The organism is Pseudoalteromonas sp. Angola-7, from assembly GCF_028599255.1.
Classification (GTDB): domain Bacteria; phylum Pseudomonadota; class Gammaproteobacteria; order Enterobacterales; family Alteromonadaceae; genus Pseudoalteromonas; species Pseudoalteromonas atlantica.
On the sequence record NZ_JAQREL010000002.1, the window covers coordinates 267,970 to 282,551 of the forward strand.

The window sequence follows — 14,582 nt, forward strand, 5'->3', positions numbered from 1 at the left end:
TCTAAATATTACGGCTTTATACTAATACCCTTAAATAAATAAGCAATTGAGAGGCAGACAAAGTGTGTAGTAAGCTAAGCAAAAAATTATTATTTAGTTACTCTAAATAACGATTTTTTTATGCAGCGAGCGCCTAGCTTAGCCTCTAAAATGCTTAAGTATTATTGCAGGTTAATATTACTCAATTTTAAACTTCGCGGTGGCATCTAAAAGGTTATCTGAAAGGTAGTGTAGGTTTTTCGCTACATCCCTTACCGCCGCGAGTGAGTCCATGGTGTCTTCAAACGATTCATGCATATTCGTCACATTTTCTACAACCATCGCAGCAACCGATGTTTGCTCTTCTGTTGCAGCAGCAATTTGTGAGTTCATACCATTTATTTCTAACATTTGCTCTGCAATTTTTTCTATCGAAACGCCAGTTTTCTCTGCGGCTGTTGCGTTATCTGTGGCCATATCTCGCGCTGATGTCATCGCCGTCACAGACTCATTTGCAGCCTCAGTCAAGGTGCTTAGTAACTCACGAATTTCATTCGTTGAATGTGCTGTACGTGATGCAAGCTCTCTTACTTCATCCGCAACCACGGCAAAGCCTCTACCGTGCTCACCTGCACGAGCCGCTTCTATAGCAGCATTTAAAGCTAATAAATTAGTTTGTTCAGCAATAGATGTGATCACATTAAGAATTTGAGACACATTTTTTGTATCATCAGCTAACTTATTGATAGTTGAGGCGGCTTGATTTATTTCATCACTTAACGTACGTGAGGCGGTGACTGACATTTGAACTTGAGTTCTGCTTTGTTCTACCTCTTTTTCTGCTGTTTGCGCTGCATTTGATGCACTTGCCGCCGATTGAGAAATATCACCCACGCTTTGCTTCATCTCTTCCATAGACTGTTTAACCACCTCAGCCTCTGTTGTTTGCTTTGTGGTTGCGCGTTCAGCCTGCTCCATACCTTGCACTAAGCGAGTTGAGTTCTCCATTAGTGGCTCACATACCGCGATTACTTCAAGTACTGTTTTTTTCAGCAAAGCGATGAAAGAGTTGAAGTTAATTGATACTTGACCAATTTCATCCTCTGAATTTACGCTCAGATTAGTGCTCAGCGACCCTTTACCGTTTGCGAGTAGACTCAGGTTATTAGCGGCATCACTTGCAGAGGCAGCAATACGTTTAGCAATCCAAATAGCCATAAATAGCAGTAAAATTAACGAAATAATAGATACCACCAACATAAGTGTTAGTGCGTGATCAGAACGCTCTTTAGTACTTGCAACCAACTCAAAAAAGCGATCGTCTGCTTTTGCTTGAGCGGTTTTAAACTTTTCAAGCACATCATTATACAGTGCTGTTTTTCTTTGTGCTTGTTGCTGAATTTTACTGAAGTCAGCTGTTCCATTTACCATGCCATTGGCAATACTGGCTGATATTTTTTCGTAGTTTGCTAACTGAACTTTCGTGTCACTATGAATATACGAAGCGTTTATTTGCTCAACCGCATTTATGTTGTTGCTTAGTGCATTGTATGTATCAGCTGCTTTCTCTACTAACTCCTGCTCACCAAATGTAACTGCTTGCGTATAAAGCTCATCGAGCTTTTCTAAAAGACTTACATTTGCTGATGTTAACTTAACAACCTGATATGAAGACTTTTCCATTTCATCAAGTGCGATTCTATTGTCATTCATTGCAAAGTAATTAATCAAAACGATTGCTAAAAATGCTACAACCGCAATGCTGGTAATCGCATGTATTTTTTTACTTATGCTGAGGTTTTGAAAAGAGAAGCCTGAAGCCATTGTGTATACCTTATTTTGTTGTCTATATCTATTATCGGCTTATTACCTATAAGTGTTAACTAAATTTGTAATATTTCTAGTTTTTTTTACAAATACAGCGAGTTTTAAACAACTAATAAACGCCACAAGGATCAGGCGATTAATAAGCGAGCAAGTTGAAAATTTCCCATAAAAAAACCAGTAACATTGCTGCTACTGGTTTTATAATTTGGTGCGGATGGGGGGACTTGAACCCCCACGCCCGAAAGCACTACCCCCTCAAGGTAGCGTGTCTACCAATTCCACCACATCCGCATTTTTTAAGCTTTCGCTTAGGTGTTAAACTTATTGACTTACTTGAGGAGTATAAGTCGTTTAACGTTAGCTTTACGCTAAATTAGTTTGGTACGTCAGAGCTCTGCTGTTGAGTAACAGGTACGTCTTCTTCTGCTGGCGCTACAGTTTCTACTGCAGGTGCTGCTTCAAGGTTTTCCCACTCATCGGTCTTTTTAATTTGACCGGCAGTTAAGTTACCTAACACAATACTTAAAACAAAAAACACTGTTGCTAAGCTTGTTGTTGTTTTGGTCATGAAGTTACCTGCACCTGATGAGCCAAAAACTGTGCCCGAAGCACCGGCGCCAAATGAAGAACCCATGTCTGCGCCTTTACCTTGCTGGATTAAAACCATACCAACTAAAGCTAAAGCAACAACTAAATAAACTACTAATAAAATTTCGTACATCTTATACGGTCCCTTTTGCACTGTTACAGATTGCAGTGAACGAATCTGCTTTTAGACTAGCACCGCCAATAAGGCCGCCGTCTATATCTGGTTGTGCAAATAATAATTCGCTATTTTTTTCGTTAACGCTACCACCATACAAGATGGTAAGCCCTTGTGCTAAATCGCTATCTAATGATGCAATTTTGTCACGGATAAATTTATGAACAGCTTGTGCCTGTTCTGGCGATGCAGTCTTACCTGTGCCTATGGCCCAAACGGGCTCGTATGCTATCACAGAATCTTTCAGTGCTGCTACACCTAATTTCTCAATTACTGCATCAATTTGTGCAGCAACCACGTGTTCGGTTTGACCGTTTTCTTGTTCGCTCTCGCTTTCGCCGATACACAAGATAGGTGTTAGTCCCACTTGCTGCGCACGGGCAAATTTTGCGGCTACGGTTGCATTGCTTTCTTTGTAAATACTGCGTCGCTCTGAATGACCTACGAGTACATACTTAGCACCTAAATCTTTAATAAGCTGAGCATCCACTTCACCGGTAAAGGCGCCTGGGGTATTTTCACTGAGCGTTTGAGTACCCGTGGTAACACCACTGTCAACCAGTGCTGATACTAATGGAAATGGAGGAAATAAAACAATGTCTATCTCATTTGATTTAACACTGTTAATGGCATCAGACAGTTGAGTGACAAGCTCTAAAGAGCCATTCATTTTCCAGTTTCCCGCGACCATTGCCTTACGTATTGCCATTTTCCACTCCAGATTAGAAAGCGGGCGAGATATTAACTTTTCTCGCCCTAAGTTACAAGAGGTTATTGTTCTCAATCAGTTTATTTGCTCATAGATTCGACAACTGCTGCAATTTTTTGCGCACTGTCTATGACTATTTTTTCTTGTTCGGCTTCAACCATAACACGTACTACCGGTTCAGTGCCTGATTTACGGAGTAAAACACGGCCTTTTTCGCCTAAAGCTTGCTCTACTTGCGCAACCGCATCTTGTACTTCTGGTGCTTGTGTAGGGTCTGTGCCAGGTGTGTAACGTACATTAATCATTTTCATTGGGTACTTTGTAAAACCAGCCCCTAAATCTTGTAATGTGCGATTTTGAGCCACCATTGCAGCCAATACCTGAAGGCTTGAAATGATACCATCACCCGTGGTGATTAAATCGAGGTTTAATACATGGCCTGAGCTTTCACCGCCAATTCTCCACCCTTTTTGCTGCAGCATTTCCATTACATAACGGTCGCCAACTTTACTGCGCGCAAATTCAATTCCTTTTGCTTTTAATGCATTTTCAAGCCCCATGTTCGACATAACCGTGCCAACAACACCACCACCTAGCATATGATCTTCAGCCGCTTGACAGGCAATAATGTAAACTAAGTCATCACCGTCAAATACGCGACCGTTGTGATCAACCATCATTACGCGATCACCATCACCATCGTAAGCAATACCCACATCAGCTTTGTGCTCTAGCACTTTGCGCTTTAACGTATCAACGTGTGTAGCACCACATTCATGGTTTATATTCACCCCATTAGGCTCACATGCATGAGTAATCACTTCAGCGCCTAGCTCACGCATTACCGACGGAGCAATATGGTAGGTTGCGCCATTGGCACAATCTAGTACAACTTTTAAACCTTCAAGTGATAAGCCTTGTGGAAATTGGCTTTTACAAAATTCAATATAGCGCCCATCAGCACTTACTAAGCGCGAGGCTTTACCAAGTTTATCTGAGGCAACACAGGTCATTGGTTCATCAAGCATCGCTTCAATTTGTAGCTCAACGTCGTCATCCAATTTTAAGCCTTGGCCATTAAAAAACTTAATCCCGTTATCGTAATATGGGTTATGCGATGCACTAATTACAATACCTGCTTCGGCTCTGAACGTTTGCGCTAAATATGCAACAGCGGGCGTTGGCATTGGCCCAAGCAGTACGACATCTATTCCTGCGGCAATTAAACCAGCTTCAAGCGCGGTTTCTAGCATGTAACCTGAAATACGGGTATCTTTACCTATAATTACTTTTTTTGTTCCACTTAGAGACAAAACTCGACCTGCGGCCCAGCCTAATTTCATTGCAAACTCAGGGTTAATTGGAGCTGTGCCCACTAAACCACGTACCCCATCGGTACCAAAATATTTTCTTTCGCTCATTATAAAGCTCCTTTTTCGCAAGCTTGGAGTACACCAAGCACATCTGCTGTTTCTTTTACATCGTGTACACGAATAATTTTTGCGCCATTTTGCGCGGCAATTAGCGCACCGGCTAAGCTGCCCGCTAATCGCTCATCTGTTTTTCTGTTTAGCAAATTACCTATCATCGACTTGCGTGAAAGACCTGCTAAAAGCGGTAGTGCAAATTTATTAAATGCATTAAATTTAGCAAGTATTTCAAAATTATGCTCTAGGGTTTTGCCAAAGCCAAAACCTGGGTCGAGGATAAGTTGCTCCACCTTAATCCCCGCTGTTTCGCATGCGCTTATACGCTGCTCAAAAAAGAGGTTAATTTGCGCTAGCAAGTCAGTATAAGTGGGTTCACTTTGCATTGTCCGTGGCTGCCCTTGCATATGCATCAAACAAATTGCTACATCGGGATACTTAGCGAGTGTGCTAAGTGCGTGGGGCTCTTGTAATGCACGTACGTCGTTAACTATATCAGCACCTGCTAAAATCGCCTGCTCCATGACCTGCGCTTTACTGGTATCTACCGATATAACGCAGTCACTTTTAGCTCTAATGGCTTTTATTGCAGGTATCACACGATTAAGTTCATCGTCTAAATTAACATCTGGCGCGCCTGGGCGTGTAGACTCCCCGCCAATATCAATGATAGTTGCACCCTCGTCTAGCAACTGCATTGCCTGTTGCACCGCGTGCGCTGTATCTAAAAACTTTCCACCATCAGAAAATGAATCTGGGGTCACATTTAAAATACCCATCACACATGGTTTTTCTAAATTAAGTTTACGCCCACGGGGAAGGTTTATTATGTTAGTCATCGCCAACCTTTTAGTTATTTGATACAAAAAAGCCCCGAAGTACGGGGCTTTTAAAGTATTATTTTAACGATTATTCAGCTTTATCATCAAGGTTTGTTTCATCTTTTTTCGATGAATCATCCGGTTTTTGGCTTTCATCAACCGGCTTTTCTTGAGGTGCGACTGTTTTAGTTGGCTTATCGTCTAAACGGTCGTGTGCATCACGTGGTTCACGCACAGGTTGACGCGCCATTAAATCATCAATTTGTTTAGCATCAATTGTTTCGTATTTCATTAATGCATCTTTCATCGCGTGAAGAATATCAATATTTTCTTTTAATATATCTTCTGCTCTTTGATAATTACGGTCTGAGAATAAGCGTACTTCGGCATCAATTACTTTAGCTGTTTCATCAGACATGCTCATTGCGCGACCACCGCCGCCACCCATGTACATCTCGTTTTGATCCTCAGCGTAAAGTAACGGACCTAGTTTTTCACTCAAGCCCCACTGCGTTACCATTTTACGTGCAATATCTGTTGCACGCTCAATGTCGTTACTCGCACCCGTTGTTACTTTGTCTTCGCCATAAATAAGTGCTTCAGCAATTCGGCCACCGTAAAGGCTTGAAATCATTGACTCTAAAAGCTCTTTAGAATGGCTAACACGGTCCTGTTCAGGCAGGTACATAGTTACACCAAGGGCACGGCCACGTGGAATAATCGACACTTTATAAACTGGGTCGTGCTCTGGCACCATACGGCCAACAATAGCATGGCCCGCTTCATGGTAAGCCGTCATTTCTTTCTCTTGCTCACTCATCACCATGGTCTTGCGCTCAGCACCCATCATGATTTTATCTTTAGCAGCATCAAACTCAGCCATACTTACAACACGTTTATTACCACGTGCAGCATAAAGTGCGGCTTCGTTTACAAGGTTTGCTAAATCAGCACCAGAGAAACCAGGCGTACCACGTGCAATAACTGCCGCTTCTACGTTATCGCCTAATGGCACTTTACGCATATGTACTTTAAGAATTTGCTCACGGCCACGAATATCAGGCAAACCAACCACTACTTGACGGTCAAAACGACCAGGACGAAGTAATGCAGGGTCTAGTACGTCAGGGCGGTTAGTTGCCGCTATAACGATAATACCTTCGTTACCTTCAAAACCATCCATTTCTACAAGCATTTGGTTTAGTGTTTGTTCACGTTCGTCGTGTCCACCGCCCATGCCAGCGCCACGCTTACGACCTACAGCATCAATCTCATCTATAAAGATAATACAGGGTGCAGCCTTTTTAGCTTGCTCAAACATGTCACGTACACGCGATGCGCCCACACCAACAAACATTTCAACAAAGTCAGAACCTGAAATGGTGAAAAACGGTACTTTTGCTTCACCGGCTACGGCTTTTGCAAGTAATGTTTTACCCGTACCAGGAGGACCCACCATTAGTACGCCCTTAGGAATACTACCACCAAGTTTTTGGAACTTAGAAGGGTCACGTAAAAAGTCTACTAACTCTGTTACGTCGTCTTTTGCTTCATCACAACCTGCTACATCAGCAAAAGTTGTTTTAACTTGGTCTTCGCTCATCAGGCGCGCTTTGCTTTTACCAAACGACATTGCGCCTTTACCGCCACCGCCTTGCATTTGACGCATGAAGAATATCCATACACCTATAAGCAGCAACATTGGGAACCAAGAGATAAAAATACTTGCTAAAAACGATTGTTCTTCAGGCTGAACGCCTTTCACATTTACATCATTTTTAAGTAAATCATTAATTAAGTCTTCATCGTACATTGGCATTGTGGTTTGAAAACGCTCACCACTGCTTTTAGTACCTGTAATATTACCTGTTCCACGGTCAATAATAACTTCTTGTAAAGAGCCGCTACGCACGTCTTTTACAAATTGAGTGTAACTTGTTTGACGATCAACTTGATCGCCGCCATTAAAGCTCTGAAATACTGACATTAGCACAACTGCAATAACCAGCCAGAGTATTAGATTTTTCGCCATATCGCTCAAGGGGTTAACCTCTTGTATCCAATTAATTTAAATTCAACTAAACGCCAAGCAACTGTACTACAGTTTGTAGCCGGTCGCTACTATATATACTTCCCGAGAACGGGCACGTGAGGCATCAGGTTTGCGTATTTTCACTGCTTTAAAACTATTACGAACGTCTTGCAAGTATTGATCAAAGCCTTCACCTTGAAACACTTTAACAACAAATGCACCATTTTTCTTTAATACTTGATGACACATATCAAGTGCTAATTCTACCAAATACATGCTACCCGCTTGATCTACCGAGTTATTACCGCTCATATTTGGTGCCATGTCAGAGAGTACCACATCAACATTTTTACCATCAATGCGTTTTAACAATGCATCAAGTACGGCTTCTTCACGAAAATCGCCTTGTAAAAAGTCAACCCCCGCAAGTGAGTCCATAGGTAATATGTCACACGCAACAACCTGACCTTTATCAGATACTTTCTCGGCTAAGTATTGTGACCAGCTGCCAGGTGCAGCACCTAAATCAACAACGGTCATACCAGGGCGAAGCAGTTTATCTTTATTTTGGATCTCATCTAATTTGAAAACAGCTCGAGAACGCCAGCCTTTTTTTTGCGCTTGCTGAACATATTGATCATCAAAATGTTCTTTCAGCCATCGCTTTGAACTGGCTGAATGTTTTTTATTTGTCATAAATTAACACGCAACTAATTAGTAATATTCTTTAGATGGCGTTAGAATACCCTTAATTCAAGCCATATTCAGCAAAATTTGTATAAACATGACATTATCAAACAAACAAAAGCAGTTTTTAAAAGGTCAGGCGCATAGCCTTAAGCCTGTAGTTTTACTAGGTTCTAACGGTTTAACCGAGGGCGTAGTAGTCGAAATTCAAAGTGCATTAGAAATTCACGAATTGATTAAAGTAAAAGTACCTACTGACGATCGTGAAACAAAAGCACTTATTTTTGATGCAATCGTTCGTGAAACCGGCGCTACTAAGCTACAAACAATAGGTCACACTGTTGTATTGTATCGTCAAAGTGCAGAAAAAAAGATTCAATTACCACGCGCATAAGTTAATTGTGCAGTGAGTCTTTTTATAAAAAAACCAGCATTAAGCTGGTTTTTTTATTATATGAGCTTATTTATGCTTTTTACCTTTAAACAATAAATTTAAAGCACGGCGCTTTTTAAGCAATTTTAGGCCTGTTTTATTTAGTGCGTTTGTATTTTAATAAACGGTCTAAAAATTCAGTAGTTAATTCGTTTATCACGCCTGTTTCCGCGTTAACAATCAAGCTAAAACCCACATTTAAATGCGGTATAACCACCAAATCACTGCGATAGCCTTGCACCCAGCCACTATGATAATAAAGCGTTTCATCGTTATAGTTATAAACACGCCAGCCTAATCCATAATAAGCTTGTTCTAATTCCTTTTTCCATACTCGTCTATAACGCTCTTTTTTTGTAAGTGTATAAGGACGTGTTTGTGTAGCAAGTGCATCTAAAGAAAGTACATCTAGGTTTTGCCCTAATTGCGCATTTAACCATTTTGCCATATCGGTGGCACTTGCATTTACGCCCGCAGCCGGACCAACTTTATAATAGTTTTTTTTCAGCTTGGCTGTGTACCAACGTTTTTTGCCTCTAACATGCGGCAGCGCATAATTTTTATCCTGCACCATTGCATCGTAGCCTAAGCTGGTATCGCTCATTTTTAATGGTGTAAAAATTCCCTCTTGCAACCACTGGTCATATTTTTTATTGGTACCGCTGTAAATAACATCATCAATTAAACTAAACATCACATTTTGATAGCCGTAGCATTGGCCTGGTTCGCAAATGGGCTTTACTGTTAATAGCTTTTCGACAATATCGGGGTAATTCATTCTTGATTCGATTAAATTGTCATACGCATTAGGGACCAACCCGCTGGAGTGGCTTAATAAGTGAAACACTTTTAAATTGTCTTTATAAACCGTGCCTTTAAAAGCAGGTATATACTCACTTACCGGTTTAAATAAATCTATTAACCCTTCACTTGCAAGCTTTGCAGTTAACGACCCTGCAAATGTTTTTGACACAGAAGCCAACCTAAAGCGGGTGTGGCGGTTAACCTGTGTGCCACTTCTTGCCTTAGTGCGGCCCATGGTGTGGATATAATCAGCGTTACCAATACTCACTATCGAAAGCGCAGCGCCAGGAATACCTTTACTGTTGAGTTTTTTTTCTGCGTAGCGTCCATACTGTTTTACGAATCCATCCCAGCTTGAGTCTGCTTTAGCTATTGCCTGAAGCGGTATAGATAGACAAATAGCGACCCAAACGTACATAAAATTAGTGAGATACTTCATTCGTTACAAATTTATTCTTTTTTAACTACATCTATGTGCATAATATCATGAAGTTTTGATAGGACTAACGTACAATGTTGCAATTATTGGCTTTTTAAGTGGATGTTAAGTATTTATGCGTTTTATAGTTGTATCACTTTTTATATTATTATCAGCAGGTTGTGCAATTACCAAGCAGCCGGCCGAGCCTTTGGCTTTACCGTTAAAGCCAACATTAAAGAGCGAAACTTACCAGCTTGAGTATAAAACAGAGCACGCATCGCCAAAAGTTAAGTCTGTACAGTTACCGGCGCACAAAGTAACACGCGGCCAAACAGTGCGTATTACAACCGATAAAGCAAGCGTAACAGACACGCTATTAAAGCAAATAATCCAAGCCTTGAACGATAAAGGCTTAGAAGTGACTGATAGCAAAAACAGTGACTACACGTTAGCTATTCATCAGTTAGATTTAGCATTTACTGACGATACAAAATATGCGTTAACTCAACCTGAAAACCCGTACCCTTTATTTGCCAAAGTAGCGCAGCAATACCCTACTCAACAATGCGCCACCATACTAGCGCAAGTGAGCATGCGCATTACGCACCGCGCCTCTGGCGATGTGGTGTGGTTTGCAAAATCATCAATAGACAGCGCAAGCTTCCACCGTGAGCCTTTATTGTTTAGCTTTGCCCAAGAGCAAAAAATTACTAATGAGTTGGAAGTGGCAACATTTGTACATCAACAAAATACCGAGCAAGCCCGTATAGCGCGCGCAGGTAAGGAAGTAACTGTACCTCCCTTTAAAACTATTACTAAATTAAGCAGCTTAACTAAACTACAAGGCCCATGTACGCGTACAGAGGTGAGTGCCTTAACGCCTATGATGCAATATTACTTAAGCAGTATTTTAATTGACAAAATAAAAGTGCAATAACGTGAAAAACTACATTTTTTTACAGATTCAAGGATTCACTTACCAATATAATACGCTTAATAACAAATAATAATTAGGTCCCCAGGGATGAAAAACGCTTTCTTACAGCATACTTTTATTAATAGCGTATTGCTTTGCGCCAGTTTTTTGAGCTTTCAAAGCCAGGCAAGCAATCGATACTATGCTGATAACACGCTAGAGCCCACCCAAGGCTTTGCGTGGGATTGGAGCGCTGGGGCTGGTTATTATGTAGAAGACTCTTACCTAATTGGCCTTGATTCCTACGACGATGGCATTGAACTCGATTTAAGCCTGGCTATTTCCTACGAAAACTTTTATCTCGACTTTGACCATAACCAATTAAGCGGCGGCTTAGTTGTGGGTTACAGCCTTATAGATAAATTTGATTGGGGCTTGGATATATTAGGCACCAATACTCAGGCTGGCTTTGATGACAAAGGTTTAGGTTTTTACAACCACGGTGTAATAGAAGAGCTTGCGGGTATAAAATCGCGTAATTACGATTTTGATGCTGGGCTAAGATTAACGCGCCGCTTTGAAAACTCGCAAATTTCGTTTGAGTTTTTACATGATATTACAGGTACACATAATGGCTGGGTGTTTAACACCTTTTTTAGCCATATTTTGCCATGGCGTAATTGGGAGTTTAGATCTGGGGTGGGTATTAGCGCTTATTCGGGCAGTTTTACTAACTATTACTTTGGTATTGATGCAGACGAAGCCACCGCTAATCGCCCTATTTACACCCCTAATGGCAGTACCAGTATTATGTTTGAATTTCATGCTGAGTACCCTATTTCTCAAGATTGGGTGTTTTTGTCTGGCTGGTTAACAACGTGGTTTTCAAAAGAAATAGACGACAGCCCCATTATTTCTCAAGGGTATCAACATAAAGCCAAGGTAGGCCTACGTTATGTATTTTAGATGGATCTGTTTATTATTGATCTTCCCTGCTATTTCATCTGCTAAAACCACAGATAAAACAGCCCCATTAATTGCGCTGCCCGACACTTGTGTTGCACTACGTGAGGGCCGTAATTGCTACGCTGATGTAACGCTTAGCTGGCAGCAACCAACTATTGGTAATTACTGCCTAAGAGACGCAACATCAAAATATATAATGCAATGCTGGTTAAAGCAGCAACAAGGCGTATTTGAATATACCTTCGACTCCCAGCAAAGTATTTCTTTTGAATTGTTTGATAGTAATACAGCCCAAGTTATTGCCACAACAGAGGTTAAACTGCAGTGGGTTTATCAAAATAGACAAAAAAAACGCCGCTGGCGCTTGTTCTAATTAGAGGTGTGACCTTTCGTGATTGATTTTACAGCAATGTGTTTGGTAATTAAGTAAGTCAGCGTTTATAAAGTGTGGTCGTTCACCTAAATAGGCACTAACGCAGCATAAATCCCAAACCTATGCAGCCCTTAGGGTTATTTAAGGGCGAGTTTCAATCCACACACGGCAACCCTCTAACACTAAGGAAGCTTTATGGATAATTACGGCACTATTTTATTAGTTGAAGATGACACCTCTTTAGCCCAATGGGTTGCAGAGTACTTAACCGAGCAAGGCTATACCACCCATGTTTGCCATCGCGGCGATGAAGTAATAAGCCAGGTAAAAAACTTAAACCCTAACATTGTGCTGCTCGACATTATGCTGCCAGGCCAAGACGGTATAAGTGTGTGCAGAGAGCTACGTAGCTTTTACACCGCGCCCATTATTATGCTGACCGCCCGCGATGATGAAATGGATGAAGTAATTGGTTTAGAAGTAGGTGCGAGTGATTACATCATGAAACCTGTGCGCCCTCGCGCATTACTTGCCCGTATAAAAGCAGCACTGCGCCTTACCAGCGAACCGACTAAAGTAGCCACTAACGAGAGTGTGATTACTGTAGGCGCACTCAGTATTGATACTCAATCACGCAGTGTAACGCTTAATAATCAAGATATGGCTATTTCTAGTGCTGAGTACCTCCTACTGCACTATTTAGCCAGTAATGCAGGCCAAGTAGTCTCGCGTGATGCTGTGTTTAAAGCAACCAAAGGCCGTGAATACGATGGGCTTGATAGAAGTGTTGATGTACTAATATCTGCGCTGCGCAAAAAGTTTCATGATGACCCGCAAAACCCAGAAAAAATTAAAACAATTTGGGGGCGTGGTTATTTACTTGTTGCCACTGCGTGGGAATAGTAACCGTGGTGGTTTAAATGAAAAAATTTTACATTTCACTACTCGGTAGTGCGCTGCTTTCTATTGTTGTATTGGGCTGGCTAATCGATGCATTTAGCCAACAAACTCAAACACCGCATGATGAATTTAGCCTACAAAGCCAAATGATCAACGGCTTTAGTAAACATTTGAGTAGTGTAGCGACCTCAGAGCGCGCAGCTTATGTAAAGCAATTGGCAAACGACTTTAATGTAAAGCTTGATTACAAAAACAATGAATCCCTTGCCCTGCCACCGTCTTTAATACTGCAAATGCATACCCAAAGCGGTCTTATTTTAGAAGACCAGCAAGGTTTTTATATGCTCTACAGTAGCGAAGTATTGTCGCCTTATCATCTTTCCATGCGCCTAGATAAAGGCTTTGAAACAGATCAGCGCAACGATATTATTTTAACTTTGTTGTTTTATGCTGGGCTCTGCATTTTTATGGGCTTTATTATTGCCCCACTTGCTAAACGCTTAACAGTATTAAACGATGCGGCTAAAAAATTTGCCGCAGGAGATGTGCAAGCGAGAATAAAGGTCTCTCACTTTACCTACATAAGAGATGTTGAGCTTACATTTAACCGCATGGCTAGCCAAATAGAAAAGCTCGTGGCGGAAAACAAATTAATGGCATCGAGCTTATCGCACGATATTAGAACCCCTATCGCATGTTTACGCTTTGGCTTAGATGCTGCGCTCGACAGCACAGATATGCCTAAAGTTAAACAATACCTTGTGCGTATGGAAAACGATCTCGATCATATGGAATCAATGCTTAAAAGCTATTTAGCCTTTGCAACCCTTGAGCAAAATGCCAACCAGCTCACCTACTCGCAAACTAATTTATCGCACTATCTAGAGGATTTACTTACTCAGCTTTCGCCTAAAATTGAAACCAGCCAACTTAAAATACAACTAAACAGTAGTGACGATATGGTTTTTGCTGACTTACATTGGCTTGCCCGAGCTATTAGTAATTTAATTGGCAATGCCTGCGACTTTGCAAAAGACACTATTTATGTCAGTGCAAAGCGCGATGAGCACTATTTATATATTACGGTTGAAGATGATGGCCCAGGCATCGCACCAGAGAACTTTAATAACGTTTTTAGCCCGTTTTTTAGAGAAGAAAGCCACCGTAACCGTGCTGATAAAAGTTATGGCTTAGGCTTAGCCATTGTTGCAAAAGTGGCAGATTGGCATCACGGCAGTGTAAGCGTTAGTAAAAGTGCGCGGCTTCAAGGGGCGTGTTTTACCCTTAAAATTGGCCAGCATCACGATTCGTAAAATATTATTTACACAACTGTAATTAGGGCCTGTTGGCCTTTTAGGGTTATAATTTGTTCTATCTAGGGGCTGTTTAATCGCGGCGCGAGGTTTGTAACCTAGTGGGCTACGTAAAAACCGAGTAACAAAGAGTAAATAGCCCCTAGGCAGAACCCTTAGGGCAGCGCCTGTTTGGCATTTATACGTCGTTATCGCCTATTTATGGGGAACA

14 protein-coding genes and 1 tRNA gene are annotated in these 14,582 nt (G+C 41.3%); 6 read left to right on the forward strand and 9 right to left on the reverse strand.

Going from position 1 to position 14,582, the window contains the following annotated elements:
- Positions 1–177: 177 nt before the first annotated feature.
- The 8 genes from PSH50_RS03805 to rlmE all read right to left on the reverse strand — a co-directional run bounded on the left by PSH50_RS03805 (position 178) and on the right by rlmE (position 8,254).
- On the reverse strand, positions 178–1,803 hold the full coding sequence (locus PSH50_RS03805; protein WP_029773452.1) for a methyl-accepting chemotaxis protein: 1,626 nt from the start codon (positions 1,801–1,803) through the stop codon (positions 178–180).
- A gap of 209 nt (positions 1,804–2,012) precedes the next feature.
- Positions 2,013–2,097, reverse strand: a tRNA-Leu gene (locus tag PSH50_RS03810).
- 82 nt (positions 2,098–2,179) lie between these two features.
- Positions 2,180–2,527, reverse strand: coding sequence for a preprotein translocase subunit SecG (gene secG, locus PSH50_RS03815; RefSeq protein WP_004587340.1), 348 nt, complete (start codon positions 2,525–2,527; stop codon positions 2,180–2,182).
- 1 nt (position 2,528) lies between these two features.
- Positions 2,529–3,278, reverse strand: a complete 750-nt coding sequence (tpiA, locus tag PSH50_RS03820; protein ID WP_055253015.1) for a triose-phosphate isomerase — start codon at positions 3,276–3,278, stop codon at positions 2,529–2,531.
- 80 nt (positions 3,279–3,358) lie between these two features.
- Positions 3,359–4,699, reverse strand: a complete 1,341-nt coding sequence (gene glmM / locus PSH50_RS03825; RefSeq protein WP_004587342.1) for a phosphoglucosamine mutase — start codon at positions 4,697–4,699, stop codon at positions 3,359–3,361.
- Positions 4,699–5,544, reverse strand: a complete 846-nt coding sequence (gene folP / locus PSH50_RS03830; protein ID WP_029773450.1) for a dihydropteroate synthase — start codon at positions 5,542–5,544, stop codon at positions 4,699–4,701. Before folP ends, glmM begins: the two co-directional genes overlap by 1 nt.
- Before the next feature lie 70 nt (positions 5,545–5,614).
- Entirely contained in the window at positions 5,615–7,558 is a 1,944-nt protein-coding gene (gene ftsH / locus PSH50_RS03835) for an ATP-dependent zinc metalloprotease FtsH (protein WP_004587344.1), read from the reverse strand.
- Positions 7,559–7,624: 66 nt separating this feature from the next.
- Positions 7,625–8,254, reverse strand: a complete 630-nt coding sequence (gene rlmE, locus PSH50_RS03840; RefSeq protein ID WP_004587345.1) for a 23S rRNA (uridine(2552)-2'-O)-methyltransferase RlmE — start codon at positions 8,252–8,254, stop codon at positions 7,625–7,627.
- A gap of 88 nt (positions 8,255–8,342) precedes the next feature.
- On the opposite strand from rlmE, the gene yhbY reads away from it, so the two are divergent.
- On the forward strand, positions 8,343–8,639 hold the full coding sequence (gene yhbY, locus PSH50_RS03845) for a ribosome assembly RNA-binding protein YhbY (protein WP_004587346.1): 297 nt from the start codon (positions 8,343–8,345) through the stop codon (positions 8,637–8,639).
- Positions 8,640–8,775: 136 nt separating this feature from the next.
- Here the strand turns inward: yhbY and PSH50_RS03850 are convergent, their stop codons facing one another.
- Entirely contained in the window at positions 8,776–9,900 is a 1,125-nt protein-coding gene (locus tag PSH50_RS03850; protein WP_240452948.1) for a serine hydrolase, read from the reverse strand.
- A gap of 136 nt (positions 9,901–10,036) precedes the next feature.
- Here PSH50_RS03850 and PSH50_RS03855 point away from each other — a divergent pair, with 136 nt between their 5' ends.
- The 5 genes from PSH50_RS03855 (at position 10,037) to PSH50_RS03875 (ending at position 14,371) form a co-directional block, all read left to right on the forward strand.
- Complete coding sequence (locus tag PSH50_RS03855) at positions 10,037–10,840, forward strand: hypothetical protein (RefSeq protein WP_273586180.1); 804 nt, start codon at positions 10,037–10,039, stop codon at positions 10,838–10,840.
- A gap of 87 nt (positions 10,841–10,927) precedes the next feature.
- A complete protein-coding gene (locus tag PSH50_RS03860; RefSeq protein WP_004587349.1) occupies positions 10,928–11,785 on the forward strand; it encodes a MipA/OmpV family protein in 858 nt (285 codons plus the stop codon).
- Positions 11,775–12,158 carry a DUF3019 domain-containing protein gene (locus tag PSH50_RS03865; protein ID WP_004587350.1) on the forward strand — a complete coding sequence of 128 codons (384 nt, stop codon included), beginning with the start codon at positions 11,775–11,777 and terminating at the stop codon, positions 12,156–12,158. The genes PSH50_RS03860 and PSH50_RS03865 overlap by 11 nt, the downstream gene beginning before the upstream one ends.
- Positions 12,159–12,353: 195 nt before the next feature.
- Positions 12,354–13,061, forward strand: coding sequence for a response regulator transcription factor (locus tag PSH50_RS03870; RefSeq protein ID WP_029773446.1), 708 nt, complete (start codon positions 12,354–12,356; stop codon positions 13,059–13,061).
- A gap of 17 nt (positions 13,062–13,078) precedes the next feature.
- On the forward strand, positions 13,079–14,371 hold the full coding sequence (locus PSH50_RS03875; protein WP_121637168.1) for a HAMP domain-containing sensor histidine kinase: 1,293 nt from the start codon (positions 13,079–13,081) through the stop codon (positions 14,369–14,371).
- Positions 14,372–14,582 lie beyond the last annotated feature (211 nt).

What these genes read in the sequence shown, in the direction of transcription:
- PSH50_RS03805 (WP_029773452.1), bottom strand. Translation starts at nt 1,803, where the DNA reads ATGGCTTCAGGCTTCTCTTTTCAAAACCTCAGCATAAGTAAAAAAATA.
- ftsH (WP_004587344.1), bottom strand. Translation starts at nt 7,558, where the DNA reads ATGGCGAAAAATCTAATACTCTGGCTGGTTATTGCAGTTGTGCTAATG.
- secG (WP_004587340.1), bottom strand. Translation starts at nt 2,527, where the DNA reads ATGTACGAAATTTTATTAGTAGTTTATTTAGTTGTTGCTTTAGCTTTA.
- PSH50_RS03855 (WP_273586180.1), top strand. Translation starts at nt 10,037, where the DNA reads ATGCGTTTTATAGTTGTATCACTTTTTATATTATTATCAGCAGGTTGT.
- glmM (WP_004587342.1), bottom strand. Translation starts at nt 4,699, where the DNA reads ATGAGCGAAAGAAAATATTTTGGTACCGATGGGGTACGTGGTTTAGTG.
- PSH50_RS03875 (WP_121637168.1), top strand. Translation starts at nt 13,079, where the DNA reads ATGAAAAAATTTTACATTTCACTACTCGGTAGTGCGCTGCTTTCTATT.
- PSH50_RS03860 (WP_004587349.1), top strand. Translation starts at nt 10,928, where the DNA reads ATGAAAAACGCTTTCTTACAGCATACTTTTATTAATAGCGTATTGCTT.
- yhbY (WP_004587346.1), top strand. Translation starts at nt 8,343, where the DNA reads ATGACATTATCAAACAAACAAAAGCAGTTTTTAAAAGGTCAGGCGCAT.
- PSH50_RS03870 (WP_029773446.1), top strand. Translation starts at nt 12,354, where the DNA reads ATGGATAATTACGGCACTATTTTATTAGTTGAAGATGACACCTCTTTA.
- PSH50_RS03850 (WP_240452948.1), bottom strand. Translation starts at nt 9,900, where the DNA reads ATGTACGTTTGGGTCGCTATTTGTCTATCTATACCGCTTCAGGCAATA.
- tpiA (WP_055253015.1), bottom strand. Translation starts at nt 3,278, where the DNA reads ATGGCAATACGTAAGGCAATGGTCGCGGGAAACTGGAAAATGAATGGC.
- rlmE (WP_004587345.1), bottom strand. Translation starts at nt 8,254, where the DNA reads ATGACAAATAAAAAACATTCAGCCAGTTCAAAGCGATGGCTGAAAGAA.
- PSH50_RS03865 (WP_004587350.1), top strand. Translation starts at nt 11,775, where the DNA reads ATGTATTTTAGATGGATCTGTTTATTATTGATCTTCCCTGCTATTTCA.
- folP (WP_029773450.1), bottom strand. Translation starts at nt 5,544, where the DNA reads ATGACTAACATAATAAACCTTCCCCGTGGGCGTAAACTTAATTTAGAA.